The organism is Bradyrhizobium sp. WBOS08 (genome assembly GCF_024585125.1).
Taxonomy (GTDB): domain Bacteria; phylum Pseudomonadota; class Alphaproteobacteria; order Rhizobiales; family Xanthobacteraceae; genus Bradyrhizobium; species Bradyrhizobium japonicum_B.
Genome location: NZ_CP028988.1, coordinates 1,747,517 through 1,773,052, shown reverse-complemented (window position 1 = coordinate 1,773,052; position 25,536 = coordinate 1,747,517). Strand labels below are relative to the sequence as shown.

The window sequence follows — 25,536 nt, the reverse complement described above, 5'->3', positions numbered from 1 at the left end:
GCATTCGTTCGTGTTAAGAGCCGGTAAACTACCCGCCGGTCGTTCACGTTGATGAAGGAACGAACGGTGCTAGGCAGCGTCAGAAACCGGGCTCGGTCGGTTCGGGGATTTCGATGACAAGCTATTCCATGATCAAGGTCGGCAACGCTTATGTCGTGCAGGCCAACGACCGATGCATTTTGAAGGTCGGCAGCCGCCGCCGCGCCGCGCAATTGATCAGCGAGGCCACGGACTTGCTGAATGCGCTCGCGGTCGTGGAATCCCCCGATATCGCTCCGGACGCGCCTTCACTCCAGCGTGAGACGCCGGAACTTCCTTGACTGCCCAGCCCGATTCCCGTATCAGCCGCGGCGGGACACCTCCCCCCAACGGGAGGCTTACTATCTGGAAGGGTAGACGATGAAAGTAGCGAAGCCCGCTTCGCGGCCGAACGTGCCGCATTTTTCCTCCGGCCCCTGTGCCAAGCGCCCCGGCTGGAACGCCCAAAATCTCAAGGACGCAGCGCTCGGCCGCTCGCATCGCGCGAAGGTCGGCAAGACCAAGCTCAAGCTCGCGATCGATCTGACGCGCGAAGTACTCGAGGTGCCCGCCGATTACCGCATCGGCATCGTGCCGGCCTCGGATACCGGCGCAGTCGAGATGGCGCTGTGGTCGCTGCTCGGAGCGCGGCCCGTTACCACGCTCGCCTGGGAATCCTTCGGTGAAGGCTGGGTCAGCGACATCGTCAAGGAATTGAAGCTCAAGGACGTCACCAAGCTGAACGCACCCTATGGTGAGATCCCCGATCTCTCCAAGGTCGATCCCAGCAGCGACGTCGTCTTCACCTGGAACGGCACCACCTCCGGCGTACGCGTGCCGAACGCCGACTGGATCAGCGCGAGCCGCGAAGGCCTGACCATCTGCGACGCGACGTCCGCAGCCTTTGCGCAGCCGCTCGACTGGGCCAAGCTCGACGTCGTCACCTTCTCCTGGCAGAAGGCGCTCGGCGGCGAAGCCGCGCACGGCATGCTGATCCTGTCGCCGCGCGCGGTGCAACGGCTCGAGACCTACAAGCCGGCCTGGCCGCTGCCGAAGATCTTCCGCATGACCAAGGGCGGCAAGCTCAACGAGGGCATCTTCGTCGGCGAGACCATCAACACCCCGTCGATGCTCTGCGTCGAGGATTATCTCGACGCGCTGAACTGGGCCAAGTCCATCGGCGGCCTCAAGGCGCTGATCGCGCGTGCCGACGCCAACACCAAGGTGCTGGCCGACTGGAAGGCGAAGACGCCCTGGATCGACTTCCTGGCCAAGGACGCTGCGATCCGCTCCAACACCTCGGTGTGTCTGAAGTTCACCGATCCCGCGATCACCTCGCTCTCGGAGGATGCGCAGGCCGACTTCTCCAAGAAGCTGGTTGCGCTGGTCGAGAAGGAAGGCGCCGGCTACGACTTCGCTTATTACCGCGATGCGCCCGCGGGCCTGCGCATCTGGTGCGGCGCCACCGTCGAAGCCAAGGACGTCGAACTCTTGACGCAGTGGATCGACTGGGCCTTCGCCGAGACCAAGGCCACGCTCGCGAAGGCGGCCTGAGTTCTTACCCTCCCCTGGAGGGGGAGGGTCGACGCACCGCTAGGTGCCCTCCCCTCCAGGGGAGGGTGTGAAGGACACATCTCCATGACCAAACCCAAAGTTCTCATTTCCGACGCGCTCTCGCCCGCTGCCGTTCAGATCTTCAGGGATCGCGGCGTCGAGGTCGACTTCCAGCCCAATCTCGGCAAGGACAAGGACAAGCTCGCCGAGATCATCGGCAATTACGACGGCCTTGCGATCCGCTCGGCGACCAAGGCGACCGCCAAGATCCTGGAGAAGGCGACCAACCTCAAGGTGATCGGCCGCGCCGGCATCGGCGTCGACAACGTCGAGATCCCCGCCGCCACGGCCAAGGGCATCATCGTGATGAACACGCCGTTCGGCAATTCGATCACGACAGCCGAGCACGCCATCACCCTGATGCTGGCGCTGGCCCGCGAGATTCCGCAGGCCGATGCCTCGACCCAGGCCGGCAAGTGGGAGAAGAACCGCTTCATGGGCGTCGAGATCACCGGCAAGGTGCTGGGCGTCGTCGGCTGCGGCAATATCGGCTCGATCGTCGCCGACCGCGCGCTCGGCCTGCGCATGAAGGTGATCGCGTTCGACCCGTTCCTGTCGCCGGAGCGCGCCAAGGACATCGGCGTCGAGAAGGTCGAGCTCGACGACCTGCTCAAGCGCGCCGACTTCATCACGCTGCATACCCCGCTCACCGAAAAGACCAAGAACATCATCGACGCGGCCGCGATCGCCAAGATGAAGAAGGGCGTGCGCCTGATCAACTGCGCCCGCGGCGGTCTCGTCGACGAGCAGGCGGTGGTCGATGCACTGAACGCCAAGCACATTGCGGGTGCCGCCTTCGACGTCTTCGTCGAGGAGCCTGCGACCAAGAGCGTGCTGTTCGGCCATCCCAACGTGATTTGCACGCCGCATCTCGGCGCCTCCACCACCGAAGCGCAGGAGAACGTCGCGCTGCAGGTCGCCGAGCAGATGTCGGATTATCTGCTCACCGGCGCGATCTCGAACGCGGTCAACTTCCCCTCGATCACGGCGGAGGAAGCGCCGAAGCTGAAGCCGTTCATCTCGCTCGCCGAGAAGCTCGGCTCGTTCGCCGGCCAGCTCACCGAGAGCGGCATCCTCAAGGTCGAGATCACCTATGAGGGCCACGTCGCCGAGATGAAGATCAAGGCGATCACCTCGGCCGTGCTGTCGGGTCTGCTGCGCCCGATGCTGGGCGAGGTCAACGTCGTGTCCGCGCCCGTCGTCGCCAAGGAGCGCGGCATGGTGGTGGACGAGATCGTGCGCGCCGCCCAGAGCGACTATGAGAGCCTGATCACCGTCACCGTCACCACCGAGCGGCAGGAGCGGTCGGTCTCGGGCACCGTCTACGCCGACGGCAAGCCGCGCCTCGTCGACATCAAGGGCATCCGGGTCGACGCCGAGTTCGGCAAGTCGATGATCTACGTGACCAACGAGGATAAGCCGGGATTCATCGGCCGATTCGCGAGCCTGCTCGGCGACGCCAAGCTCAACATCGCTACCTTCCATCTCGGCCGCGTCGCGCCCGGCAGCGATGCCATCGCCCTGGTCGAAGTCGACGGCGCGGTGCCGGCGGACCTGCTCGCCAAGGTGCAGGCGCTGCCGCAGGTCAAGCAGGCCAAGGCGCTGACGTTCTGATCTTCACCTCTCCCGAAGGGAGAGGTCGGATCGCATCGCAAGATGCGATCCGGGTGCGGAGTTTACGCTCTCACCGAATGCTGCGGCCCCTCACCCGGATTGCTCAGGCGCGCAATTGCGCGCCGAAGCAATCCGACCTCTCCCCGCTGGGGAGAGGTGACAGAGCAAGCCGACAGAGCCAGTTCTAACCACCGTCATATTCCGACCCGCGGAACAACGCCGCCTCCTTCACCGGAGGCGGCGTTTTTGTTTCCCGTGCCCGTCAAACTTTGTGTACCAATGGCGCCCAGAACGCCTCGTAACTACGCTCCGTTCAAAATCGTTCGACAAGGGAGAAACACATGCGTGAAGCCGTCATCGTTTCCTATGCGCGCACGGGCCTCGCAAAATCCGGCCGCGGCGGGTTCAACATCACGCCGCCGATGTCGCTGGCGGCCCACGCCATCAAGCACGCGGTGGACCGCGCCGGCGTCGACAAGGACTATGTCGAGGATTGCTATCTCGGCAATTGCGCCCATGGCGCGCTGAACATCGGCCGCCAGGCCGCGCTGCTCGCCGGCCTGCCGAAGACCACGGCCGGCGTCTCGGTCAACCGCTTCTGCTCCTCGGGACTGCAGACCATCGCGATGGCCGCCAACTCGATCCGCTCCGACGGTGCCGACTGCATCGTCGCCGGCGGGGTCGAAAGCATCTCGATGCCGGGCGGCGGCACGCCGAAGGAATCGGTCGATCCCGATCTGCTCAAGGTAGCCCCCGACATCTTCATGGCGATGATCGACACCGCCGACATCGTCGCCGAGCGCTACAAGCTCAGCCGCGAATACCAGGACGAGTTCTCGCTGGAATCGCAGCGCCGCATGGCGGCGGCCCAGCAGGCGAACAAGTTCAAGGACGAGATCGTCCCGATGAAGACCAGGATGAAGGTGGTCGACAAGCAGACCAAGGCCGAGAGCATCGTCGACTACGTCGTCGACCGCGACGAGTGCAACCGGCCCGAGACCACGATGGAGGGTCTTGCCAAGCTCGAGCCCGTGAAGGGGCCCGGCAAGTTCGTCACCGCCGGCAATGCCAGCCAGCTCTCCGACGGCGCCGCCGCCGTGGTGCTGATGGAAGCCAAAGACGCCGAGAAGCGCGGCCTCAAGCCGCTCGGCCGCTTCGTTGCCTGGGCCACCGCCGGCTGCGAGCCCGACGAGATGGGCATCGGCCCGGTGTTCGCGATCCCGAAGCTGCTCAAGCGCACCGGCCTCAAGATCGACGACATCGACCTGTGGGAGCTCAACGAAGCCTTCGCCAGCCAGTGCCTGTACTGCCGCGACCAGCTCGGCATCGATCCCGCCAAGTACAACGTCAACGGCGGCTCGATCGCGATCGGCCATCCCTTCGGCATGACCGGCGCCCGTCTCACCGGACACCTCTTGCAGGAGGGCGCCCGCCGCAAGGCCAAGTGGGGCGTGGTGACGATGTGCATCGGCGGCGGCCAGGGCGGCGCCGGCCTGTTCGAGATCTACAGCTGAAACCAGACGCCTCGATCAACGCAAAGGGGCAGGGCGCAAGCCGTGCCCCTTTTTGTCATCCGGCATCAGGCGGAGACGCGACGCTTGGGCGCTGAGCGCGACACTGCCCCTATGCAGCGCGCCACCGTCTCGAACAGCCAGGCGACACCGGCATCTGCGATCGCGGCTTGCGAGGCGACGACGCGCACCGAGTCCGGCGTCCACGGAAACGGCACTGGACGCATCACGAGGTCGAAGCGCGCGGCATGGCGTTCGACCAGATGGCGCGGCAAGGTCGCAATGAAATCGCTCTCGGCGAGTTGCGCCAGCGCCATCATGAAATTGGGCACGGTCAGCGCCACGCGGCGGGAATGGCCGCGTTCGGCAAGCCTGACGTCGACGATGCCGAGCGCATCGCCGATCGCTGAAACCAGCAGGTGCGGTGCCGCCAGATAGGCGGCGAGCGTGACCTTGCGGGCCATGCGGTGACGCTTGCGCATGGCGACGACGAAGTCTTCCTCGAACAATAGTCGCTCGGCGTAACGCGACGGCAGCGGACCGGTCGGCAGCACGGCGAGGTCGAGCCGGTGCGAATCGAGTTCCGTCAGCGTGTCCTGCCAGACCTCACTCGACGACTTGCCCTGACGTTGCGGCATCAATTGCAGCAGCCGGATGTCGATCCCCGCTGCTTCCCGGCCGAGGATCTCGAGGAGCGAGCCGAGAAAGACCGCGGCCAGCGCATCCGGTGCGCCGATCGTGAACGAACGCCTCGCCGTTCTTGCGTCAAAGGGTGCGGTCGCCGACACGATCGCGTCGAGGCGCGCCAGGAGCTCGGCGACGGGACCAGCTAGCGCGAGCGCTCGCTCCGTCGGCTTCACGCCGCTCGGCGTTTTCAGGAACAAGGGGTCGTGGAAGATGCGCCGCAGCCGCCGCAGTCCGTGGCTCACTGCTGACGGCGTGAGATTGAGCCTGTCGGCCGCGCGCATGACCTGGCGCTCCTCCAGCACGGTGCTGAACACCACGAGGAGGCTGACGTCGATTCGCGCAAGCTGAGCAGGATTCAGCATGGTCCTGACATCATATCACTGGGGTTCATTACGGTCAAAGTGACATTCACGCTCCGTGCAACCGCATGAACCGTCAACACTGGAGTCCCCCGCATGAAGTACGGTCAAGATCCTCATCGCGCAGCCCCGCCCGCTGCGATGTCCAGGCGTCACACGCTCGCGGGGATGGCGTGCATGCCGCTCGTCGTCGCCGAGGCCGCGACGGCCGACGACGTGATCGCAAAGCTGATTGCTCATACGCAGCAGTCGAACGCGGCGCTGATGCGCGGAGACGTTGCGGCCTACCGGCAGATGACCGCCATCACCGACGATTTCGTGCTGATGTCGCCGTTCGGCGGGGTGCCGTCAAAGGCTGCGGAGTACACGCCTGAAAGGTGGGAGCGGATGGGCCGGTTCTTCAGGAACGGCACGCACAGGCAGGAGGTCGTCCAAACCTATGGCTCGCAGGACATGGTCGTTCTGGCGCTGATCGAGCGGGACAGCGTCGAGGTCGGAGGGCTGCCCGCGCAGGAATGGGCCTTGCGCGTGACGCTCGTCTACCGGCGCGCGGGAAGCGAGTGGCACCTGGCGCACCGCCACGCCGACCCGCTGGCCAATGGCATCAGCCTGCAGCAGGCGGCGACGCTGGCGCGGGGTCTGCCCGCAAGCCAGTGAGCGCCTCACGCCTTCGCCGGCACCGGTGTGAACACCACTTCGATCAGCGTGCCGTGGCCCGCGCTCTTGATGTTGAAGCGGGCGCGGTTGGCTTCGACCAGGGCCTTGGTCAGCGACAGGTTCAGCGCCGCGCTGTCCGCGGCATCGCCCGGCGGCGGGGTGCGGAACGGCTCCATCGCCGCGGCGACCTCGCGCTCGGACAGGCCGTGGCCGGTGTCGCGGATGCGCAGCGCGATCTCGCCGCGGTCGGTCATGGCGGTGGAGACGATGACCTGGCCGCCGGCGCTGGCGAGCCGGATCGAGTTCGAGATCAGGTTCATGGTGATCTGCCGCATCGCGCGCGCGTCGGCCGTCACCTGCGGCAGCGCATGCGCGAGCGAGGTGCGGATGATGATGCGCTCGCGATTGGCCTGCGGCTGCATCACCGTCACGCAGGCTTCGACGAGGTCGTTGAGGTTGAGGTCGGCGAAGGTGAGGTCGAGCTTGCCGGTCTCGATCCGCGACAGCTCCAGGAGATCGTCGATGATGGCGATGACGCGCTCGCCGGAGGCGCGGATGTCCTTCATGTACTCGCCGTAGCGCTCGTTGCCGAGCGCGCCGAAGCGTTCCGAGATCATCACCTCGGCAAAGCCGATGATGGCGTTGAGCGGGGTGCGGATCTCGTGGCTGATCCGCGCCAGCATGTCGGCCTTGGCGTTGGCCGCGCTGTGGACGAGGCGGCGGGCCTGCGCCAGCTCGCTCTCGCCCGCCTTGCTCTGGGAGAGGTCGCGGAACACGGCGAAGAAGTTCGGCCCGTCGGGCCGCGTGCGGCCCATGATCATCGCAAGCGGAATGACGCCGCCCTTCTTCTCGCGGCCCAGCACCTCGCGGCCGTGGTCGAGCAGGCTCGCAATGTCCTGGCTCTTGAGGCTTTCGAGATAGTCGACGACGATCTGCTGGCTCTCCGGCGCGAACAGCGTCAAGAGGTTCTGCTCCAGCAGCGCCGTGCCGTCATAGCCGAACAGCGCCTCGGCGCTGCGGTTGCAGGCGTGGATGTTGCCTTCGGCATCGAACATCACGATGCCTTCGGCCGTGGTGTCGAGGATTGCGGCAAGGTCTTCCGCCTCGGCTTCGCCGACCGCGGGCTCGGGTTCGGCAGCGTAAGCGAACGGCTCCGGGACGATGGTTTCGGCGACAACCGTCTCCGCGACGACCGCCGCTGCGATGACAGGCTCGGCGGCTGCCGGCTGCGGCAGCGCGCAGATCAGCGCATGTGCGCTCTCGCCGTCCCAGTCGATCGTGTGCAGATGCGCATTCGTGGTCGGGAGCGGCGTCTCGCCGTTCGCAACCGTGGCGCTGATCGTGACGGGCGTGCCGCCCTGCGAGGTGCTGCTCGCCGCGGACACGCCGGGCTCGACATAGAGCGCGTCCAGCCCGCCGGCATCCTCCAGCGCATGGATGTCGGCATAGCCCATCCGCGCGAGGAACGCAGGGTTGGCGTAGAGCAGGCGGTCGAGCCGATAGATCAGGATGCCTGTCGGCAACAAATCGAGCAGCGCGCGGTCGCGCGCGCTCATCCCGCGCGGTGGCGGCGCCGGCTCGGTCAGCCATTCGGCCGCAGCCTGCGGCGGCGTGGGCTCCGGCGCCGGCGGCTCGGTCGTGATCTCCGTCACGGGCTCGGAGGTGTCCGCGATCGTCTCGCGTTCGCGCTCGAGCCGTTCGGACAATTGCCGGGCGAGCTCGTTGAACGCGCTGTTCTCGACCGGCGTCAGCGTCGGCGATCTCTGATCGCTGATTGATCTGACATCGCCGGCCGGGCGGAACGGAACGACATTGGGCGGGGTTTCGACGGGCGTTTCCACTGGGATGTCCGGATCGTTTGGCGGTGAAGTCGCGTCGCAGGTCGGTTCGGGTCGTTCGGCTTCGGCGGTCGGCTCGGGCTGAGGCTCCGGCGGCTCGGTCGGCGGAGGCGGCAGCTCCGCCATCGGCTCCGCCTCGGGCTCGTCCACCGGCTCGGCCGCGGGCTCGACTACATCGGCGGCCGGGCCGTGTTGCGCCGGCGGCTCGGCGATCAGCTCGAAGCGCCTGAGCGCGTCGAGCCGGTTGAGCGCGTCGAGATCGCGGCAGACGCCAAAGCCCTTGAAGCCGGCGAAATCGCGCGCGGCATCGTAGGTCGGCAGGCCGGCGAGCTCGACCGGCAGCTGCGCGCCGCCGTCGGTCGGCCAGTTCACGATGATGCCGGCCCAGGTGTCGTGGCTGGCCAGCGCCTGCGCGATCCGCCCCTCTGGATCGAGCGAGAACGCCGCGGCGATCTCGTGCCAGGGACGGCCGAAGCCGCTCGCGGTACGCGCGCCGATCAGGCGGATGAATTCGTCGGAGAGCAGCACAAAGCGGCCCTCGGCATCCGTCTGCCAGAGAAAGCGCAGCGGATGCTGACGCGGTGCGGGCGGTTGTTGGCCCGACGGCGGCTCGACCATGCCGGATGTGATCGGCGCGGCTTGCGGCGGCACGATGGCTTCCGGCGGGTTTTCAACCGGAGTCTTTGCCGCGACGTCGGCGGCCTGGCCGGCCAGCTCATGCGCCGGATCCCGCCCGGTCGGTTCGACCGCGCGCTCGACCGTCTCCTGCACTTCGGGCGCGATCGTCTCGGCTGCGGACGTCTCGGCCGGCTCGGCGAATGCATCGAACAAGGAGATCCCGGCCGAGGTGTGCTGCGACGGCGGCGGCTCGCTCGGCGTGGTCGCGGCGGCTTGCGGCGCGGATTCAACCGGCGCCTCGCTCGCGACATCCGCCGGGCTCTCGGGCACAGGCTCGAGCTCGGCCGGCACAGGCTCGGCAGGCTTGGCTTGCGCGGCGGCAGCCGGCTCGATCAGCGCGACCAGGCCGATATCGGCGCCTCGGCCGACCCGTTGCAGCACCATCTGGCCGATCCCGATCGGCGTCTCGGCGCGGCCGTCGCGCAGCGCATCGCTGCGCGCCTTCTCGAGCCCGGCCTCGCCGAGATCGCGGAAGCCGAGCAGGGCGCGGGCGGCGTCGCTGGCGCCGACGAACAGGCCGTCGGGCGCGAACGCCGCCATCGGCATCTGCGCTCCTTCGACCAGGCGATGCAGCCGCTCGATCAGCGGCATGCCGCGCAGGCTCGGATCCATCGCGGTGACGAGCACGGCATGGCTGCCGTCGGCAAAGTCGAGCCGGCTGCAGGCGCAGGTCATCAGCGTGCCGAGCCTTGCGCCGAAGCCGCGCAGACGTTCGAGCCGCACGCTGCCGTTCGCCGGCAGCTGGCGCGCGAGCCGGGCGACCTGGCGGCGGTGCGGGTCCGCCGGGCCGAACACCTTGCCCGCGAGTGCCGCGCTATGCGCCGCACCGAACAGCCTTGCGCCGACCGGATTGGCCCACAGCACGCGCGCGCCGTCGATCGACCACAGCCAGGCCGGCAGAGGGGAGGTCGCATGCACGGCCAGCCGCGGATCGCCCACCCCTCGCAACTGGAAATCCGAACTCGTCATCCGACCGGCTTTAAGTCTCACGCTGGACGCTGGCGGCTGCCGGGAATGACAGCCTTAAGAAAGGGTTAGTATTGCCTGCGCCCGCGCGCAGGTCCACGGCTCGCCCCTCCGCCGGTATCCCAAAGCCGCGATAACCTTAATCCCGCCACCCCCGCAAGCCGCCGGTCGCGTGCATCCAAGGGATTCGAGAGGGGGAGGGCCTCCAGAGCAATCGGTTGTAACGCGAGCCGCGAGCCTCCCCCTCGTCATTTCGAGGCGCGCGCAGCGCGAACCCGGAATCCATCTCCGCGGCCCAATGGATTCTCAGGTGCGCAAGTGCGGACCATAAGCTCCCTTGCTTTCGCTCGGGCCCGGGGAATGACGGCAGCGGCCACTTCCTCACCTCAACCCCCGGTTCCCCCTTACCGGAACCTCACCCTTCCCGAGATTAAATTATCGCATTGCACCCTCCGGGCGCATTGCGCTGCACAATATTGACATGATAGGCAGCCATAGTGCTGGGCGCTGGGCGAGCCATCTCATTCGTTTCGCGTTTCCAGTCTTCGTACCCGCTGAATGCGAAGGCCCGATGAGGGGCCGGCGGGCGCGCCAGAAGGCTCACTCCATTTTTCAATTAGCGTGAGGGACAACCATGACAGGTGCGACTGATCCGTTTTCTGCCTCGATCATTCCGTTCGAGGTTCCCGAGCAGATGCGTGCGTTCGCCGAGAAGGGCGTGTCGCAGGCCCGCGAAAGCTACGCCAAGTTCAAGGACGCCGCCGAGACCCACAACGGCACCGTCGAGGCCGTGTTCACCTCGGCCTCCAAGGGCGCGAGCGAGTACACCGCCAAGCTGGTCGAGTTCATGAAGGCCAATTCCAACGCCCAGCTCGACTTCGCCCAGCAGCTGTTCGGCGCCAAGTCGCCGTCGGAAGCGATGGAGCTGTGGACCGGCCACACCCGCAAGCAGTTCGAGACCTTGCAGTCCCAGGCCAAGGAGCTGGTCGAGCTGACCCAGCGCGTCGCCGCCGAGACCGCCGAGCCGATCAAGGCCTCCGCCTCGAAGTACATGCCGCCCGCCGCCTGAGCGGTCAGGCCGGTTTGATCTGAAGGAAACCCGGGCCAGGTGCCCGGGTTTTTTTCTTTGCCTCTGCCGCAAGCGTAGGGCAACCGCGCGGAGCGCACGCCTCGTCCTTCGAGACGACCGCTCCGCGGTCTCCTCAGGATGAGGCTGATGGCCACCGGTGTCCGCTCAAATTGCCGCCGCGCACTCCGCCCTCATCCTGAGGAGCCCGCGTAAAGCGGGCGTCTCGAAGGATGGCCGCAGGAGCATTGTCAGGTGAGAGCTTTCCCCCCAAGGGGTCGGTCCGCAGCCGGGAGAGACACCCTGGTCATCGCCATCCAGCCCGATTTCATCGCACTGACGATGATTTCCGCGGGTTTTTCACCCCATTGCGGCCTTGCCAAACCGGGCCGTTGCACCTAGTTTCCGCCCCGTCCAGCCCCCTAAGTCGATGGCCTTTTCAGGCACCCTTCAGGGCGGCTCGCCAGGATGCAGTTGTAGCTCAGTTGGTTAGAGCGCCTGTCTGTGGAACAGGAGGTCGGTGGTTCGAGCCCACCCAACTGTACCAATCATTTCCTGCTCGAAGCCCCGGTGGCCGACTCCGTCAGCCTCTACCTAGCTCACCTCGAATTTCGCGTGGCATCTTCAATCAGCTGGATTGCAAGATAGCTTTCGATGAGCCATGCGCCGAGCCTAATCCCACACGCGGGTCATCCATCCGCCGACTGGTGCTTTGAATGCACTCGGACGTGTGCTTAAATGCCAGTTGGCCCAACTTTTAAGGCATTTGGCACAAGCGTCCGGAGGCGAGTTCGATGGCAAAGAATGCGCGTCGTCGCAAAGGGGCCGGTTCACCCGCCCCGCACCGGCTTGGTGGTTCTGGCTCGCTGACCACCAAGCCGCTGAAGGCGATCGCGGCGCCGGTCCTTACAGAGCGGCTCGACCACAAGAAGCCAACCCGCAAGTCTGCTCCCGAGACATCGCGGAAGCCTGCGGATCGAGAACACCTGTCCGCCGCCGAGCCGGAGCAGACCTATCAAATTCCACCCGGCGCGGTTGTCGTGCGCGGGCATTTCGATGCGGTCACGGGGCTCTCGACAATCACCGATGCGCCGTCGCTCGGGCTCGGTGGAATCGCGGATCAACCGCAGGCCTCGGCCGAATTGTTCGCCGTCGTCATCGACGGCAACAGCCTGTTTCGCATCGAGCCCGCCGCGCTCAAGCGCCTCTCGAATTACAGCGACGACGAAATCCACGCCCTCGTGGTGCCGAAGCGCACGCTGGCGCGGCGGCTATCGGATGGCGAGCCGCTGACGGTCGAGGAGACCGACAAGGCGGTGCGGTTGGGTCGGGTCGACTGTCTCGCCGCCAACGTGTTCGGCGATGCCGCAAAGAGCCATCGCTGGCTGCGCAAGCCGAAGAAGGCCCTGGGCGGGGAGACGCCGCTCGCATTCCTCGCGACAGAAGCGGGCGCGCGCGTGGTCGAGGAGATGTTGCATCGGATCGACCATGGCATTCTTGCCTGAGGATTCGCCGTGCGGATCTGGCGGATCTCCAATTTCGAGGAACTTTCCGGTATCGGCGGCCTGAAGGCCGAAGGCCGCTGGCACGATCGCGGTCGACACGTGGTCTATGCCGCGGATCATCCGGCTTCGGCGCTACTCGAAGTGATGGTGCATCTGGAAATCGATGCAGAAGACTTGCCGACCAGCTATCAACTGCTTGGTATTGACGTGCCTAATAACGTGGCTGTCGAAAGGGTGAGCTTGAGCGATATTGAGAGAGTATCGCAGAAGTGGGCCGGCGATCCCAGGGTGACGCGTGACGTGCTGAGGCCATGGTTTGACGAGGTGCGCACCGCCGTGGTGTCGGTGCCGTCGGTCATCGTGCCGTTCGCGCAAAACTATCTCATCAATCCGAGACACGTGGATGCGGCGCGCATCCGCGTGTCGCATGTCGGGCGCTATCCTCACGACGAGCGGCTGTTTGGGTTGCGAACGGGCAACGTCTGAGGTTGATTGGTTTACTGCTGATCACGGGGGCTGTGCAAGAGTTTCACCGTCGCGCCCTCATGCAATCATCTCCTTGATCTGCGCCGTATCCGCAAACTCGATCAGCTCGACGATCTTGCCATCCTGAAATCTGAACAGGTCCAGGATCTCGGTGCTGGTCGTCTTCCCGGTCGGGTGGCAACGCACGGTGACGCGGCAGTGGACGGCGACGCGATCGCCGTCGACCAGCTCGGCCAGGATCTCGCGGCCTTCGAAGCCGAAGCCGGCGGTGAATTGGCCGAAAGCTTCGCGCAGGGTCGCGTGGCCCTGCATTGTTCCTGTCAATTCGAGCGCACTCTTGTTGCCCATCAGGGTGAATGCGCCTTCGGGATGAAAGGCCGACACGAGGTTCTCAGTGTCACCGCCGTCACGCGCGGCGTAGCCGGCCCTGATCAATGCGAGCATGTCTTCGCGGTTCGCCATGTGCCCCTCCCTGCAACACGTATCGGGGCAGCCTAGCGACCTTTGCGTGCAAAGGCAAAATCATTGAAATGGTGACGCCTCACCCCTTCACCACCCACACCACCGCCGGCAGCGTCGCCGCCGCCAGCAACGTCGCCAGCGCCAGCGCGCCCGCGACCGGGTTCACCAGCCATTGATACCGCACCGCGAAGATGTAGGCATTGGCGCCGGTCGGCATGGCCGCCAGCTTGAGCGCGCACATCACCAGGATGCTCAAAGCCAGCTTTGTCCGCTGCCACCGTAGCTCCTCCGTTCGCAATGCGCTATCGGTAGCGAGCCAACGACGTTTGATGGACAAGCAAGCAGGCGGAAAAGATCGTGAGTTTTTTCGAGCGTCTCAAGACGGCCGCGTCCACTGAGTGGCGGGCCTATACGGAGCATCCCTTCACGAACGGATTGGCGGACGGCTCGCTCCCCGAAGCGGCGTTTCGTCACTACCTCGTTCAGGACTATTTGTTCCTCATCGAGTTTGCTCGCGCGTACGCGCTCGCGGTCTACAAGTCGCCCAGGCTTGCCGACATGCGTGAAGCCACGGCCGGCCTTTCGGCCATCCTTGATGTCGAGATGAACCTGCATGTGAAGCTCTGTGCCGAATGGGGCCTGTCCCCGGACGACCTTGAACAAGCCCCTCCGGCGGCCGAGATGCTGGCCTATACGCGCTACGTGCTGGACGCGGGAATGCGCGGCGATCTGCTGGCGCTCAAGGTCGCGCTTGCACCTTGCGTGATCGGGTACGCGGAGATCGCAACGCGGCTGGCGTCGCGGCCGCAAGCTGACGCCGCGACGAATGCCTATCGCGTCTGGATCAACGAATATGCCGGTGTGCCGTACCAGGAGGTCGCGGCCAAAGCGCGGACGCATATGGAGCATCTCGCCGATCTCTACGCCACGCCGGCCCGCGAGGCCGAGCTGATTGCGATCTTCAAGGAAGCCACCCGCCTGGAGGCAGACTTCTGGGAGATGGCTTGGCGCGGCGGCCGGGCTGTCGCATAGCGGTGTCGGCAAACGACAGGCCGCCTACTTCCCTCCCGCCACCACCCAAACCACCACCGGCAGCGTCGCCGCCGCCAGCAGCGTGCCCAGCGCCACCGCGCCCGACACCGGGTTCACCAGTCGCTGATACTGCACCGCGAAGATGTAGGCGTTCGCGCCGGTCGGCATGGCCGCGAACAGCACGACGACGCCGGCGGCGATCGGTGGCAGGTCGAGCAGTCTGGCCAGCACGAACGCTGCGGCCGGCATGGCCAGCAGCTTGAGCGCGCACATCACCAGGATGCTCAGCTTCTCGCCCTTCACCTCGAAGCGGAACAAATTGATGCCGAGCGCGATTAGCGCGGTCGGCGAGCCCGCCTGTGCCAAGAGCTCGATGGTGCGGTCGACGACGGGAGTGAGGCCGAGGCCGGTGAAGCGCCAGATCACGCCGAAGCCGATCGCGAGCATCAGCGGATTGCGGGCAAGGTCGGCCAGAACGGGATAGATCACCGACAGCGCCGAGCCGGTACGCTTGCGGCTGACCAGCTCCATCTGCAGGATGCCGCAGAGCCAGAGCAGCGGCGTGTTCACCGACAGGATCAGCGCCATCGGCCCCGCCGCCTCGTTGCCGAGCGCGGAGAGCACCAGCGGGATGCCGAGCATCACGATGTTGCCGTAGACCGAGCCGATCGCGAACACGACACCGTCTTCGCTGTTGCCGCGCCGCGCGCGCAGCAGCGCGGAGATCGCGAGCGCCGCGATCCAGGTCAGCGCGAGCGCGCCGTAATAGGCGCCCCACATCCGGTAAGGGCTGACATCGGGGAATTCCGAGACGACGATGGTGCGGAAGAGCAGGGCGGGGATGGCGATGCTGAAGGCGAATTCGCTGATGCCCTTGTGCGCGCTGTCGGAGACGAAGCGAAACAGCACCGCGGCATAGCCGGCGGCGATCAGCGCAAACACCGGCGCGACGATCAACAAGGTGGCCATGCGCAGCTATACTCCCAGGGCTATCGCATAAGACTTGTGGCGGCGGCCGGCGAGCACGCCTCGTCCTTCGAGACGGCGCTGACGCGCCTCCTCAGGATGAGGCTAATCAGCGTCAGTGCCTTCTGAAACAGCAACCACGCACTCCGTCCTCATCCTGAGGAGCCCGCTTAAAGCGGGCGTCTCGAAGGATGGCCGCAGGAATAGCTTTCAAATGCGATTTCCCTGGCTACGATCCCAGCGCGATGATCCGGCGTGCCATGCGCACATTGGCATAGTCGATCATCTTGCCGTCCAGCGTCACCGCGCCCTGGCCATTTGCCTCCGCCTGCTCCATGGCCTCGACGATCCGCCGCGCCTGTTCCAGCTCCGCAGCCGACGGTGTGAACGCGCGCAGCGTCGGCTCGATCTGGTCGGGGTGGATGACCTGCTTGCCGTCGAACCCCATCACGGCTGCCTTCTGCGCGCTGCCTTCGGTCAGCCTCTCATCGCGGAACGCGCCGCAGGGGCCGTCGATGGCGAGGAGGCCGCGTGCGCGAGCGGCGACCAGCAGGCGCATCATGGGATAGGCGAACAGGTCGAGCGGCGCTGTGGCATAGCCGCTTTGCGCCGATCCGACATGGCGGTAGCCGTCCGGCGACACGCCGATGTCGGAGGTGCGGGCACCGATCGAGGCTGCGAAATCGCCGACGCCGAGATGCAGCGCGGCCACGCTGTCGTGCGCGGCGGCGAGCGTGTCGACATTGACGAGGCCGAGCGCGGTCTCGATCAGCAATTCCAGCGTAACAGGCACGGCGCGATCCGGCGCAGCCGCGCGCAGCTGCTCGGCAATCGCAGCGATGTCGCCGGCGCGCTCCGCCTTCGGCACGATCAAGGCATCCAGCCGCGGCAGCGCCGCCAGCGCGCGGATTTCCTCGCCGATGAACGGGCTGTCGACGGCGTTGATCCTGACCGTGACACGCTTGTTGCCCCAGTCGAGCGCGGCGAGGGATTGCACGGCCTCGCCAAGCGCAAGGCTCTTCTCCGACGGCGGCACCGCGTCCTCGAGGTCCATGAACACCGCATCCGCCATCGAGGCCGCAGCCTTGGCGACGAGACGGGCGCGATGCGCGGGGACGGCAAGGTAGGCCCGCGTGGGCCGCTGCTGCGCCATCGTCACGGCTCCTTCGCCAGGCCGAGTTCACTGATGATGGCCGCGTTGTGCTGCCCCACGCTCGGCACCGGATCCATCCGCGGCTTCAGGCCGGGAATGGTCAGCGCGGGCAGGAAGCTCATCACCGGTCCGCACGGCGATCCTACGCTTTGCACGCGCGAGCGCGCATGCAGCTGCTCATGCGCCAGGAAGGCCTCGACCGAGTTCAGATGCGCGTTGGCGACCCCGGCCTCGTCGAGCAGCCGCAGCACCGCCTCGCCGGTCATCGCGGCAAAGCGCTGCTCGATATGCGCCTGCAGCTCGTCGCGGTTCTGCATCCGCAGCGGATTGGTGCGGAAGCGCAGGTCGTCGGCGAAATCGGCATCGCCGAGCACGATGCGGCACAGCGAGCGCCATTCCCGGTCGTTCTGGATGCCGAAGAAGACGGTCGCGCCGTCGCCGACCCGGAACGGGCCGTAAGGCGCGATCGTGGCGTGCCGGGCCCCGGTGCGCGGCAGCGGCCGGCCGGTGCTGTGGGTGTAGAAGGCTGGATAGCTCATCCAGTCCGTAATGGAATCGAACAGCGAGGCTTGGAACGCCGTGCCCTTGCCGGTCCGCTCGCGGCGGTACAGCGCCATCAGCACGCCGTTGAGGATGTACATGCCGGTGGCGATATCGACCACGGAGAGCCCGACCTTGGCCGGCTCCGCCTCGGTGCCGTTGATGGCGAGCACGCCGGCCTCGCACTGGACCAGGAGGTCATAGGCCTTCTTGTCGCTGTAGGGGCCGCCGCTGCCATAGCCCGAGACGTCGCAGGCGATGATGCGCGGATACTTTTGGAGCAGCGATGCCGCGTCGAGACCGAGTCTTTCAGCCGCGCCCGGCGCGAGGTTCTGGATGAACACGTCGGCCTGCGGCAGCAGGGCGTCGAGCACCTTGCGGCCGTCCTCGCTCTTGATGTCGACGGCAAGGCTTTCCTTGGAGCGGTTGGTCCAGACGAACTGGCTCGACATGCCGTTCATCACATGGTCGTAGTCCCGGCAGAAATCCCCGGAGCCCGGCCGCTCGATCTTGATCACCCGCGCGCCCCAATCCGCGAGGTGTCGGCTCGCCAGCGGCGCCGCGATCGCCTGCTCCAGCGAGACCACCGTGACACCCGCCAGCGGCAGCTCCGCCTCATTCCCTTCCATGCGACCTTCTCCTCGCGTGCGCTTTTCGACCGGCGCAGGAGACAAGCCGGCCACCCCACGCGCATCTTCTTGATGCCGCCATGATGCCCCTGTTTTGCCCGACAAGTCAAACAGGGCTTCGCTTAATCCTAAAAAATGCCGAGCGATTACCGTGACTTGGCTACTGTGCATGGGGTTGTTTTCGCAGTTTTTGTGGGAGGAGGCCGTCTTTCCCCGCGCGCCAGCTGTGATCCCCCGCGAAGGCGGGGGATCCAGTACGCCGCAGCTTCCGGGGAACGTCCGGCGTCTCTCGATACTGGAACACCCGCCTTCGCGGGTGACGACAGCGCTGGAGATGGCCTGTTGCCGAGACCGCACAGCTTGCGGCTTTCGCATCTCCCTCCGTTGCCAACGAACAGCGGTTCACCCACTATCCGCGCGACTCGACATGTGGGGGATTCGATGCCGGCGCTTCGCTTCAAGACATCCTTGGCTGCTGCAACCCTCGCCATGGCCCTCGCCGTGCTGGTCCAGCCCGGTGCCGGCTTCGCCTACACCCAGGAGGAGCAGCAGGCCTGCACGCCGGATGCGATGCGGCTGTGCAGCGAGTTCGTTCCGAACGTCGATGCCATCACCGGCTGCATGATCAGGAAGAAGGCGCAGCTTTCGCCGCAATGCCGGGTGTTCTTCCGTCCCGGACCCGAGCCGGGCGAGCAGCGCGCCGGCAAGCCGACCAACATCGCGCCCAAATCCGCGAGGAAGAGCACCAAGCCGGCGGCCAAGAAGAAGAAGACCAGCGACGGCTGAGGACGCAGCGGCCGTTCCTGTTTCGAAACCTCGTAAGGTAACGGACTCCTTTTGTTCGCGCAGGCTGGCGCGAGGCTTGCGATATTGACGGAAAAGCGCGGAAAAGAATCGGAGGCCGATTTGCGCGGCGAGGTTGCATTCCGTTTTGATGCCGAACGAATGCTCAAAAAACGCCCACAACGCAGCGTCTGATGGCGGCTCGTGTCGCGCCTCGCATATTGCAGTGTGACTCAAAAGCCAGCACGCCTTGTTATTTCGTGACCGCAGCGCAACTCCCGATAAATTTATCTTTCACGAATCAGCGCGGTGATTCATTTTCGCGGCCTGGGGTCAATCTGGAGGCCGAAGGTATGAACGTTATTGTTTTTGCATCGCGTAAAGGCGGCTCGGGCAAGAGTACCCTCGCCGCACATCTTGCCGCACAGATCAAGGCGAGCAAGCAGGTCATGCTCGTGGACGCGGACCCGCAGGGCTCGCTGACGCTGTGGCACAAGCTGCGCGGCACCAACGAACCGCCGATCAAGGCGGCCGTGAACTCCGTCAGCGGCATCGTCTCCGCTGCCAAGCGCGACGGTTATGAATGGGTGTTGATCGACACGCCGCCGAACCTCTCGGCCGTGGTCGACGACGCGATCAAGAACGCCACCATGGTGGTGATTCCCGCCCGTCCCGGCGTGTTCGACGTCAACGCGGTGCAGGAGACCATCCAGATGTGCCGCGCCGCGCGCAAGCCCTATGCGGTCGTGCTCAACGGAGCGCCGGCCAAGCGCGACGAAGCCGAGAGCCCGATCGTCACCATCGCCCGCGAAGCCCTGGCGAAATTCCGTGCGCCGGTGTGGGGCGGCCAGATCACCAACCGTTCGGATCTGCTGATGGCGCTGAGCCACGGCGAGGGCGCGCGGGAATATCAGGCCGAGAGCCGTGCGGCCCAGGAAATCGCAAGGCTGTGGGCGGCGATCGAGCGTTCAGTGAAGGCCATTCGCGGCACGGCGTCGGCATCCGGCGCAATGCACAAGCAGGCAGCCTAATTCTTTTATAAATCATTCCCCGGACGAAAAACGCGCGGTGTCCGCGCGTTTTGCGTTTCTGGATGATGGTCCGTCATGCCCGGGGCTTGTCCCGGGCATCCGCGTTCTCGCCGTCATGTAGAAGTCCGTGGATGGCTGGGACAAGCCCGGCCATTACGACGAGGAATGAGAGCTGAACTGCAAGCCGAAGCTTACGCCACCATCAGCATGTAGAACACGATGACCGGCGACAGCGTGAGGATCACCGACCAGATGCCGACGGCCCAGAGAATGTCCTCGGTGGTGAAGCTCTGCTCGGTGGACAGCTTGCCGTATCCGGCGTCGAAATGCGACGCCATTTCATTCTGACTATTCACAATACGCCCCCGCGATTTCTTCGCTTATGGGCGTGAACGATACCCGGGATGTTTTAAGATTCCGGCTTGCAGGCTGCTGCGCATTTTGAACGCATTTGTGACGGCCGTTTAACCATCCGCGCGCGCTGCCGCCTTCAGGCCAGCCAGATCCGAAACAGCAGCACCGGCATCAGGCCGAGCATCACCGCCCAGAATCCGAACGACGAAACGACGAGAATTCCCTGCAAAAGATCGGCCGGCGCGAATTGCCGGGCGGCCGTCGGCCGGATGCGATGCCCCATGATCATTCCCCCTCTGAGAAGCTCTTGGCGAGCAACGATAGGGACGGATGCGTAAACGAGACGTGGATGCGCCATGCGGCAGTTGCGAAGGGTGTTGGGGCGCGGTTAACCAAGGGAAGCGCTCTATCGCTCCCTCTCCCCGGTCTGAACATCTTACGGGGAGAGGTGGGGTGAGGGGCTGTCTCGGCAAACACGGTGAGAGTTGGACTCGCGGAGGCTCCCCCTCACCCGGAATTTGCGTGCGCAAGTTCCGGCCTCTCCCCGCAAGCGGGGAGAGGCGAAAGAAGCCGCTACGCCGCGACCTTCGTCCGCCGCTCGATCTCGCGATCGATCGCGGCGGCGAGCTCGCTGCTGACTTCCACCATCGGCAGGCGCACTTCGGGGCTGTCGATCAGGCCGCATCGCCACAGCCAGTACTTCGCCGGCGCCGGGCTCGGCTCGGTGAACAGCAGGCGCGTCAGCTCGGCGACCTCCTGCCAGCGCGCCTGCGCCGCCTCGTGGTTGCCGCGCTTGTGCTCGGCATAGACGGCCGCAAAGGTCGCGGTCTCGACATGCGCCGACAGCACGATGCCGCCGTCGGCGCCGTCGGTGAGCGCCTCGAAATAGTTCGCATCCTCGCCGGTGAGCACGCGGAATTGCTTCGGGCGGTCGCGCAGCAGCGCGATGGATTGCTCGCGGCTGGCGCCGCAATCCTTCAGGCCCACGATGTTCCTGTGCTCGGCGAGCCGCAGCATGGTCTGGTTGGTGATGTTCACCGAGGTGCGATAGGGAATGTTGTAGAGCGCGAGAGGCCACGCCGCGTGGTCGGCCAGCGCCTCGAAATGCGCCAGCAGGCCGCGCTGCGAGGGCCGCACGTAATAGGGGCTCGCGATCAGATAACCGTCGATCGGCCAGTCCGCGGTCTCGTCGAGACGGTCCTGCAGCCGCGCGGTGTCGGCGCCCGACAGGCCAAGGCAGACCGGCAAGGTGCGGCGGCCGGCCGCCATCTCCTCGCTCACGACCGCGACGAGACGTTCGAGCTCGGCCTCGCGCAGCGTCATGCCTTCGCCGGAGGTTGCGCCCAGGACGAAGCCGTCGATGCCTTGCGCGCTGTAGTGCCGCGTCAGCCGCCGCAGCGACCGCTCGTCGAGGGCGCCGTTCTGGAACGGCGTCACCAGCGGCAACCACAGCCCGTGCAATTGTTCCTGTAGTCCAGTCATGTTTCCATCTCCTTCTCGGGAAAAAGACCTGAGACGGAGGGCACATGAAAAAAACCCCGTCCAGGCGGCGGGGTTTTCGAAGATTTGCAGCGATGACGAAGCTTGCTAGTGCGCGCAAAAATCCGAGGCCCCGGGATGGGGGCCTTTTTTCGAGGCGACGGCCTCGAACGAGATAGCGCACGACTTCGTGATCATTTGCAAATGATGCGGGGTATGCGTGCAACTGTCAATACACGCGGAGGGCGAAGGCCGATCCGGACGAAAAAAAGCCGGACCCGAAGGCCCGGCTTAGGTATTGGCCACGTGAGGCCGACACAATCACCTTCCAAGAGGGATTACTGAACTCCCGCGCCACTGGAGGAGGGGGACAAATGCGCAACGCGAAGGCTCAGCGTGCAAACAGTATGGGCTTGACGAGCGGCCTCCAGCAACAGCCGAGGCCGCATGTCAGTCATGCGGAAATTAGGACGGCCAGCGCTGCGCCTTGCTGACCACGAAGTCGCGGAACACCTGCACGCGCGCCACCGTCTTCAGCTCCTCGGGATAGACGAAATAGGTATCGAGCTGGATCGAATCCGACTCGCCGAACAGCTGCACGAGTTTGCTCTGTTCCTCGACGAGGTAGTCGGGCAGAGCGGCGATGCCGAGCCCCTGCTGACAGGCGCGCACGAGACCGAGGATGTTGTTCACCCTGAAATAGGCCTCGCGCGGACCGGAGCCGTTGCGCCCGGCTTCGACCAGCCAGTTGCGGTTCTGCAGATGCGGCGCGAAGTGGCCGTCGGCGAGCGTGATGATGCGGTGGGAGTCGAGCTCCTCCAGCGTGCGCGGCGTGCCGAAGCGCTTGATGTATTCCGGCGAGCAATAAGCGTGGAAGCCCATCGCGAACAGCTTGCGCTGGATCAGATCCGGCTGCGTCGGCTTGCGGGTGCGGATCGCGACATCCGCCTCGCGCATCGACAGATCGAGCTCCTCGTCGGTGACGATCAGCGAGATCCGGATCTCGGGATAGAGCGCGGTGAACTCGCCGAGCCGCGGGATCAGCCAGTTGATGCCGACGCCGGGCGTGGTGGTGATCTTGAGGTCGCCGCTCGGCCGCTCGCGGCTGTCGGTGAGCTTGGCGCGCGCCGCCTGCAACTGCATGAACACGTCATGCGCGGTGCGGAACAGCAGGTCGCCCTGCTCGGTGAGGATCAGGCCGCGGGCGTGGCGGTGGAACAGCGAGACCGAAAGCTCCTGCTCCAGCGCCGAGACCTGGCGCGACACCGCCGATTGCGACAGGCCGAGCTGCTCGCCCGCATGCGTGAAGCTGCCCGCTTCCGCCGCTGCGTGAAACACCTTCAGCTTGTCCCAATCCATATCCGTAAATCCGTCGCGTGTTCGAGGCATGATCGTTATTCCGCTGCCGCGCGCTCGCTGGCGCGCAGGGCCAAGAAACGTTCGGCCTCGAGCGCTGCCATGCAGCCGAGGCCTGCGGCCGTCACGGCCTGGCGATAGGTCTCGTCGGCGACGTCGCCGGCGGCGAACAGGCCGGGCACCGAAGTGGCGGTCGAGTTCGGGGCGACCTCGACATAGCCCGACGGTTTCAGCTTGATCTGGTCTTTCACGAGCTCGGTCGCCGGCGCGTGGCCGATGGCGATGAAGACGCCGTCGGTTTTCACGTCCGTCAGCGCGCCGGTCTTGACGTTCTTCAGGCGGACATGGGTGACCTTGTTCGGGTTCTCGGTGCCGCAGATCTCGTCCACGGCGGAGTCCCAGATCACCTTGATCTTCGGATGCTTGAACAGGCGCTCCTGCAGGATGCGCTCGGCGCGGAAATGATCGCGGCGGTGCACGATGGTGACCTGCGCGGCATGGTTGGTGAGGTAGAGCGCTTCCTCGACCGCGGTATTGCCGCCGCCGACCACGACGACGTCCTTGTTGCGGTAAAAGAAGCCGTCGCAGGTGGCGCAGGCCGACACGCCGCCGCCCTGGAACTTGGCTTCGGACGGCAGCCCGAGCCAGCGGGCTTGTGCGCCGGTGGCGAGGATGACGGCGTCGGCGAGATAGACGTCGCCGGAGTCGCAGGTGAGGCGGAACGGCCGCTGCGCCGTCTCCAGCTTGGTGACTAGGTCGGTGACGATCCGGGTGCCGACATGGACCGCCTGCTTCTCCATCTGCTCCATCAGCCAGGGGCCCTGGATCACGTCGGCGAAGCCCGGATAGTTCTCGACATCGGTGGTGATGGTGAGCTGGCCGCCGGGCTGGATGCCCTGGATCAGGATCGGCTCGAGCATCGCCCGCGCGGCGTAGATCGCCGCCGTGTAGCCGGCGGGGCCGGAGCCGATAATGACGACCTTTGCATGAACGGGAGCGGACATTTCGATGGACGCCTTTCACGGGGGATTTGCAGCGCGGGCGCGGAACATGCCGGGAGGCGTTGCGGGGCGCTGAAATGTCAGAGCTAATCTAAGCCTTCTGGTGAGCTATGCAAGAATTGCATTCCCTATCGGCGGATTTTTCCAACAGGGAACAAAAGTCGATTGCGATGCACGCGCAATAAAATTGCGCTGGCGTTGCAGACTGGTTATGAGGATTGCGACAAGCCACCAAATACCGTCGCAAAGGCCAGGAGTTCCAATCACGTGTCGCGGAACCTAGACGAGATCGACCTGAAAATTCTCACCGAGATTCAGGCCGACGGTCGAATCACGAATGTCGAGCTGGCCAAGCGCGTCGGCATCTCGCCGCCGCCCTGCCTGCGCCGCGTCCGGGCGCTGGAGGAGGAGGGCTATATTCACGGCTACCGCGGCCTGTTGGACGCCCGCAAGCTAGGCTTCGACGTGACCGTGTTCGCCGCCGTGCACCTGTCCAGCCAGGCCGAGGCGGATTTGCGTGCCTTCGAGGACTTCGTCCGCGCCGAGCCGCTGGTGCGCGAGTGCTGGATGCTGTCGGGCGAAGTCGATTTCATCCTCAAATGCGTCGCTCCCGACATGGCGACGTTCCAGGATTTCGTCACGCATCTCACCGCCGCGCCCCACGTCCGCAACGTGCGGACGTCATTGGTGCTGCACAATTCGAAATACGAGGCGGCGGTGCCGCTGGAGGTGAAGGGGCGAAAGTAAGTTTCCGCTCTCGTGCCCCGGACGCAGCGCAACGCCCCCTTGGCGGTGTGCTGCAGAGCCGGGGCCCATCGCGCTGTGGCGGACCGTGTCGCCGACTGGGTCCCGGCTCTGCGCCGCAACGCTGAAGCGTTGCAGCTTGTCCGGGACACGAGAGTGAAGGGCGCTGCTGCTACCCACGCCGTCATTGCGAGCGCAGCGAAGCAATCCAGAATCTTTCCGCAGCTGCAGTCTGGATTGCTTCGCTGCGCTCGCAATGACGGATGGCGAGCCAGCGTTCAACGCGCCCCAACAAAAAAGGCCGCGCATTGCGCGGCCTTTTCGCAACGTAGCGCAGCGGCAAATCTCTAGCGCCACTCCACCTTGGTGATCTCATACGCCTTGGCGCCGCCGGGTGCGTTGACCTCGACGGTCGATCCCTTCTTCTTGCCGATCAGCGCGCGCGCCAGCGGCGAGGTGATGGAGATGCGGCCCTTCTTGGCGTCGGCCTCGACCTCGCCGACGATCTGCCACACCGTCTTCTTCTCGGTATCCTCGTCGACCAAGGTCACGGTGGCGCCGAACTTGATGGTGTCGCCGGACAGCTTCGAGATGTCGATGATGTCGGCGCGCGCGAGCTTGTCCTCGAGCTCGGCGATGCGGCCTTCATTATGCGACTGCTCTTCCTTCGCGGCGTGATATTCCGCGTTCTCCGACAGGTCTCCGTGCGAGCGCGCTTCCGCGATATGCTCGATGATGCGCGGACGATCTTCCGACTGGCGCTTCTTCAATTCTTCCCCGAGCGCGACAAAGCCGGCCTGGGTCATCGGAACCTTTTCCATCTCTTCTCTCGTCCTTCAGCTGCGCGCCCCACGAAGACCGGGGCGCGGCAACCTTGATTCGTCGGTATTCCCGGGGCTGAACCGCGCCCACCGGGACTATGTGGGTCTGGTGCCGGAACAGAACAACCCACATGGCCGGACAGTTCCTCCGGCCATTGTGGCTTCATTGCCAATCACTTAGCGGCG

General features: G+C 65.4%; 25 protein-coding genes and 1 tRNA gene. 13 read left to right on the top strand and 13 right to left on the bottom strand.

The annotated features are described in order from the left end of the window. Positions 1-128 precede the first annotated feature (128 nt). The 4 genes from DCM80_RS08580 to DCM80_RS08565 all read left to right on the top strand — a co-directional run bounded on the left by DCM80_RS08580 (position 129) and on the right by DCM80_RS08565 (position 4,760). Positions 129-320, top strand: coding sequence for a hypothetical protein (locus tag DCM80_RS08580; protein ID WP_257196575.1), 192 nt, complete (start codon positions 129-131; stop codon positions 318-320). A gap of 79 nt (positions 321-399) precedes the next feature. Continuing rightward, the gene (locus DCM80_RS08575; RefSeq protein WP_257196574.1) at positions 400-1,572 is read left to right on the top strand and encodes a phosphoserine transaminase; all 1,173 of its coding nucleotides are present in this window, start codon (positions 400-402) and stop codon (positions 1,570-1,572) included. A gap of 84 nt (positions 1,573-1,656) precedes the next feature. Beyond that, the gene (gene serA, locus DCM80_RS08570) at positions 1,657-3,246 is read left to right on the top strand and encodes a phosphoglycerate dehydrogenase (protein WP_257196573.1); all 1,590 of its coding nucleotides are present in this window, start codon (positions 1,657-1,659) and stop codon (positions 3,244-3,246) included. A 341-nt stretch (positions 3,247-3,587) separates the two neighbouring features. Then, a complete protein-coding gene (locus DCM80_RS08565; RefSeq protein ID WP_257196572.1) occupies positions 3,588-4,760 on the top strand; it encodes a thiolase family protein in 1,173 nt (390 codons plus the stop codon). 65 nt (positions 4,761-4,825) lie between these two features. Here DCM80_RS08565 and DCM80_RS08560 read toward each other — a convergent pair whose 3' ends face one another. Beyond that, complete coding sequence (locus DCM80_RS08560; protein ID WP_257196571.1) at positions 4,826-5,806, bottom strand: LysR family transcriptional regulator; 981 nt, start codon at positions 5,804-5,806, stop codon at positions 4,826-4,828. Between the two features lie 174 nt (positions 5,807-5,980). Between DCM80_RS08560 and DCM80_RS08555 the strand changes: the two genes are divergently transcribed. Further along, positions 5,981-6,460: a nuclear transport factor 2 family protein gene (locus DCM80_RS08555; RefSeq protein WP_257196570.1), complete on the top strand. Its 480-nt coding sequence runs from the start codon at positions 5,981-5,983 to the stop codon at positions 6,458-6,460. 5 nt (positions 6,461-6,465) lie between these two features. Here the strand turns inward: DCM80_RS08555 and DCM80_RS08550 are convergent, their stop codons facing one another. After that, positions 6,466-9,945, bottom strand: coding sequence for a PAS domain-containing protein (locus tag DCM80_RS08550; RefSeq protein WP_257196569.1), 3,480 nt, complete (start codon positions 9,943-9,945; stop codon positions 6,466-6,468). A gap of 631 nt (positions 9,946-10,576) precedes the next feature. Between DCM80_RS08550 and DCM80_RS08545 the strand changes: the two genes are divergently transcribed. The 4 genes from DCM80_RS08545 to DCM80_RS08530 all read left to right on the top strand — a co-directional run bounded on the left by DCM80_RS08545 (position 10,577) and on the right by DCM80_RS08530 (position 12,999). After that, positions 10,577-11,011, top strand: a complete 435-nt coding sequence (locus DCM80_RS08545; RefSeq protein WP_257196568.1) for a phasin — start codon at positions 10,577-10,579, stop codon at positions 11,009-11,011. Positions 11,012-11,478: 467 nt separating this feature from the next. Beyond that, a tRNA-His gene (locus DCM80_RS08540) sits at positions 11,479-11,555 on the top strand. 247 nt (positions 11,556-11,802) lie between these two features. Beyond that, a complete protein-coding gene (locus tag DCM80_RS08535) occupies positions 11,803-12,513 on the top strand; it encodes an antitoxin Xre/MbcA/ParS toxin-binding domain-containing protein (protein ID WP_257196567.1) in 711 nt (236 codons plus the stop codon). Positions 12,514-12,522: 9 nt separating this feature from the next. Next, complete coding sequence (locus DCM80_RS08530) at positions 12,523-12,999, top strand: RES family NAD+ phosphorylase (RefSeq protein WP_257196566.1); 477 nt, start codon at positions 12,523-12,525, stop codon at positions 12,997-12,999. A 57-nt stretch (positions 13,000-13,056) separates the two neighbouring features. On the opposite strand, the gene DCM80_RS08525 is transcribed toward DCM80_RS08530, so the two are convergent. Both DCM80_RS08525 and DCM80_RS08520 read right to left on the bottom strand, forming a co-directional pair. Next, positions 13,057-13,461 carry a nuclear transport factor 2 family protein gene (locus tag DCM80_RS08525; RefSeq protein ID WP_257196565.1) on the bottom strand — a complete coding sequence of 135 codons (405 nt, stop codon included), beginning with the start codon at positions 13,459-13,461 and terminating at the stop codon, positions 13,057-13,059. A gap of 79 nt (positions 13,462-13,540) precedes the next feature. After that, positions 13,541-13,702 carry a hypothetical protein gene (locus tag DCM80_RS08520; protein WP_257196564.1) on the bottom strand — a complete coding sequence of 54 codons (162 nt, stop codon included), beginning with the start codon at positions 13,700-13,702 and terminating at the stop codon, positions 13,541-13,543. A 116-nt stretch (positions 13,703-13,818) separates the two neighbouring features. Here DCM80_RS08520 and tenA point away from each other — a divergent pair, with 116 nt between their 5' ends. Continuing rightward, positions 13,819-14,493: a thiaminase II gene (gene tenA / locus DCM80_RS08515; protein WP_257196563.1), complete on the top strand. Its 675-nt coding sequence runs from the start codon at positions 13,819-13,821 to the stop codon at positions 14,491-14,493. 24 nt (positions 14,494-14,517) lie between these two features. Here the strand turns inward: tenA and DCM80_RS08510 are convergent, their stop codons facing one another. From DCM80_RS08510 to DCM80_RS08500, 3 genes are all read right to left on the bottom strand, one after another. Next, positions 14,518-15,462 carry an AEC family transporter gene (locus DCM80_RS08510; protein WP_257196562.1) on the bottom strand — a complete coding sequence of 315 codons (945 nt, stop codon included), beginning with the start codon at positions 15,460-15,462 and terminating at the stop codon, positions 14,518-14,520. 226 nt (positions 15,463-15,688) lie between these two features. Next, entirely contained in the window at positions 15,689-16,612 is a 924-nt protein-coding gene (locus DCM80_RS08505) for a CoA ester lyase (RefSeq protein ID WP_257196561.1), read from the bottom strand. Between the two features lie 2 nt (positions 16,613-16,614). Next, positions 16,615-17,781, bottom strand: a complete 1,167-nt coding sequence (locus tag DCM80_RS08500; protein ID WP_257196560.1) for a CaiB/BaiF CoA-transferase family protein — start codon at positions 17,779-17,781, stop codon at positions 16,615-16,617. 441 nt (positions 17,782-18,222) lie between these two features. On the opposite strand from DCM80_RS08500, the gene DCM80_RS08495 reads away from it, so the two are divergent. After that, positions 18,223-18,567: a hypothetical protein gene (locus tag DCM80_RS08495; protein WP_257196559.1), complete on the top strand. Its 345-nt coding sequence runs from the start codon at positions 18,223-18,225 to the stop codon at positions 18,565-18,567. Between the two features lie 350 nt (positions 18,568-18,917). Further along, entirely contained in the window at positions 18,918-19,595 is a 678-nt protein-coding gene (locus DCM80_RS08490) for a ParA family protein (protein ID WP_025032179.1), read from the top strand. A gap of 191 nt (positions 19,596-19,786) precedes the next feature. Here the strand turns inward: DCM80_RS08490 and DCM80_RS08485 are convergent, their stop codons facing one another. From DCM80_RS08485 to trxB, 5 genes are all read right to left on the bottom strand, one after another. Then, positions 19,787-19,933, bottom strand: coding sequence for a hypothetical protein (locus DCM80_RS08485; protein ID WP_155253294.1), 147 nt, complete (start codon positions 19,931-19,933; stop codon positions 19,787-19,789). Positions 19,934-20,085: 152 nt separating this feature from the next. Further along, a complete protein-coding gene (locus DCM80_RS08480; protein WP_257176567.1) occupies positions 20,086-20,232 on the bottom strand; it encodes a hypothetical protein in 147 nt (48 codons plus the stop codon). 290 nt (positions 20,233-20,522) lie between these two features. Continuing rightward, the gene (gene dapA, locus DCM80_RS08475; RefSeq protein ID WP_257196558.1) at positions 20,523-21,431 is read right to left on the bottom strand and encodes a 4-hydroxy-tetrahydrodipicolinate synthase; all 909 of its coding nucleotides are present in this window, start codon (positions 21,429-21,431) and stop codon (positions 20,523-20,525) included. Between the two features lie 462 nt (positions 21,432-21,893). Continuing rightward, positions 21,894-22,817: a LysR family transcriptional regulator gene (locus DCM80_RS08470; protein ID WP_028134465.1), complete on the bottom strand. Its 924-nt coding sequence runs from the start codon at positions 22,815-22,817 to the stop codon at positions 21,894-21,896. A gap of 5 nt (positions 22,818-22,822) precedes the next feature. After that, on the bottom strand, positions 22,823-23,788 hold the full coding sequence (trxB, locus tag DCM80_RS08465; RefSeq protein ID WP_028134466.1) for a thioredoxin-disulfide reductase: 966 nt from the start codon (positions 23,786-23,788) through the stop codon (positions 22,823-22,825). Positions 23,789-24,052: 264 nt separating this feature from the next. On the opposite strand from trxB, the gene DCM80_RS08460 reads away from it, so the two are divergent. Then, on the top strand, positions 24,053-24,532 hold the full coding sequence (locus DCM80_RS08460; RefSeq protein WP_028134467.1) for an Lrp/AsnC family transcriptional regulator: 480 nt from the start codon (positions 24,053-24,055) through the stop codon (positions 24,530-24,532). Between the two features lie 344 nt (positions 24,533-24,876). Here the strand turns inward: DCM80_RS08460 and greA are convergent, their stop codons facing one another. Continuing rightward, positions 24,877-25,350, bottom strand: coding sequence for a transcription elongation factor GreA (gene greA, locus DCM80_RS08455; RefSeq protein ID WP_018643807.1), 474 nt, complete (start codon positions 25,348-25,350; stop codon positions 24,877-24,879). Between the last annotated feature and the right edge of the window lie 186 nt (positions 25,351-25,536).

Bases quoted from the DNA above. Each gene is read 5' to 3' on its own strand.
- DCM80_RS08580 (WP_257196575.1), top strand. From the start codon at position 129: ATGATCAAGGTCGGCAACGCTTATGTCGTGCAGGCCAACGACCGATGC.
- DCM80_RS08575 (WP_257196574.1), top strand. From the start codon at position 400: ATGAAAGTAGCGAAGCCCGCTTCGCGGCCGAACGTGCCGCATTTTTCC.
- serA (WP_257196573.1), top strand. From the start codon at position 1,657: ATGACCAAACCCAAAGTTCTCATTTCCGACGCGCTCTCGCCCGCTGCC.
- DCM80_RS08565 (WP_257196572.1), top strand. From the start codon at position 3,588: ATGCGTGAAGCCGTCATCGTTTCCTATGCGCGCACGGGCCTCGCAAAA.
- DCM80_RS08560 (WP_257196571.1), bottom strand. From the start codon at position 5,806: ATGCTGAATCCTGCTCAGCTTGCGCGAATCGACGTCAGCCTCCTCGTG.
- DCM80_RS08555 (WP_257196570.1), top strand. From the start codon at position 5,981: ATGCCGCTCGTCGTCGCCGAGGCCGCGACGGCCGACGACGTGATCGCA.
- DCM80_RS08550 (WP_257196569.1), bottom strand. From the start codon at position 9,945: ATGACGAGTTCGGATTTCCAGTTGCGAGGGGTGGGCGATCCGCGGCTG.
- DCM80_RS08545 (WP_257196568.1), top strand. From the start codon at position 10,577: ATGACAGGTGCGACTGATCCGTTTTCTGCCTCGATCATTCCGTTCGAG.
- DCM80_RS08535 (WP_257196567.1), top strand. From the start codon at position 11,803: ATGGCAAAGAATGCGCGTCGTCGCAAAGGGGCCGGTTCACCCGCCCCG.
- DCM80_RS08525 (WP_257196565.1), bottom strand. From the start codon at position 13,461: ATGGCGAACCGCGAAGACATGCTCGCATTGATCAGGGCCGGCTACGCC.
- DCM80_RS08520 (WP_257196564.1), bottom strand. From the start codon at position 13,702: ATGTGCGCGCTCAAGCTGGCGGCCATGCCGACCGGCGCCAATGCCTAC.
- DCM80_RS08510 (WP_257196562.1), bottom strand. From the start codon at position 15,462: ATGGCCACCTTGTTGATCGTCGCGCCGGTGTTTGCGCTGATCGCCGCC.
- DCM80_RS08505 (WP_257196561.1), bottom strand. From the start codon at position 16,612: ATGGCGCAGCAGCGGCCCACGCGGGCCTACCTTGCCGTCCCCGCGCAT.
- DCM80_RS08500 (WP_257196560.1), bottom strand. From the start codon at position 17,781: ATGGAAGGGAATGAGGCGGAGCTGCCGCTGGCGGGTGTCACGGTGGTC.
- DCM80_RS08495 (WP_257196559.1), top strand. From the start codon at position 18,223: ATGCCGGCGCTTCGCTTCAAGACATCCTTGGCTGCTGCAACCCTCGCC.
- DCM80_RS08490 (WP_025032179.1), top strand. From the start codon at position 18,918: ATGAACGTTATTGTTTTTGCATCGCGTAAAGGCGGCTCGGGCAAGAGT.
- DCM80_RS08485 (WP_155253294.1), bottom strand. From the start codon at position 19,933: ATGGCGTCGCATTTCGACGCCGGATACGGCAAGCTGTCCACCGAGCAG.
- DCM80_RS08480 (WP_257176567.1), bottom strand. From the start codon at position 20,232: ATGGGGCATCGCATCCGGCCGACGGCCGCCCGGCAATTCGCGCCGGCC.
- dapA (WP_257196558.1), bottom strand. From the start codon at position 21,431: ATGACTGGACTACAGGAACAATTGCACGGGCTGTGGTTGCCGCTGGTG.
- DCM80_RS08470 (WP_028134465.1), bottom strand. From the start codon at position 22,817: ATGCCTCGAACACGCGACGGATTTACGGATATGGATTGGGACAAGCTG.
- trxB (WP_028134466.1), bottom strand. From the start codon at position 23,788: ATGTCCGCTCCCGTTCATGCAAAGGTCGTCATTATCGGCTCCGGCCCC.
- greA (WP_018643807.1), bottom strand. From the start codon at position 25,350: ATGGAAAAGGTTCCGATGACCCAGGCCGGCTTTGTCGCGCTCGGGGAA.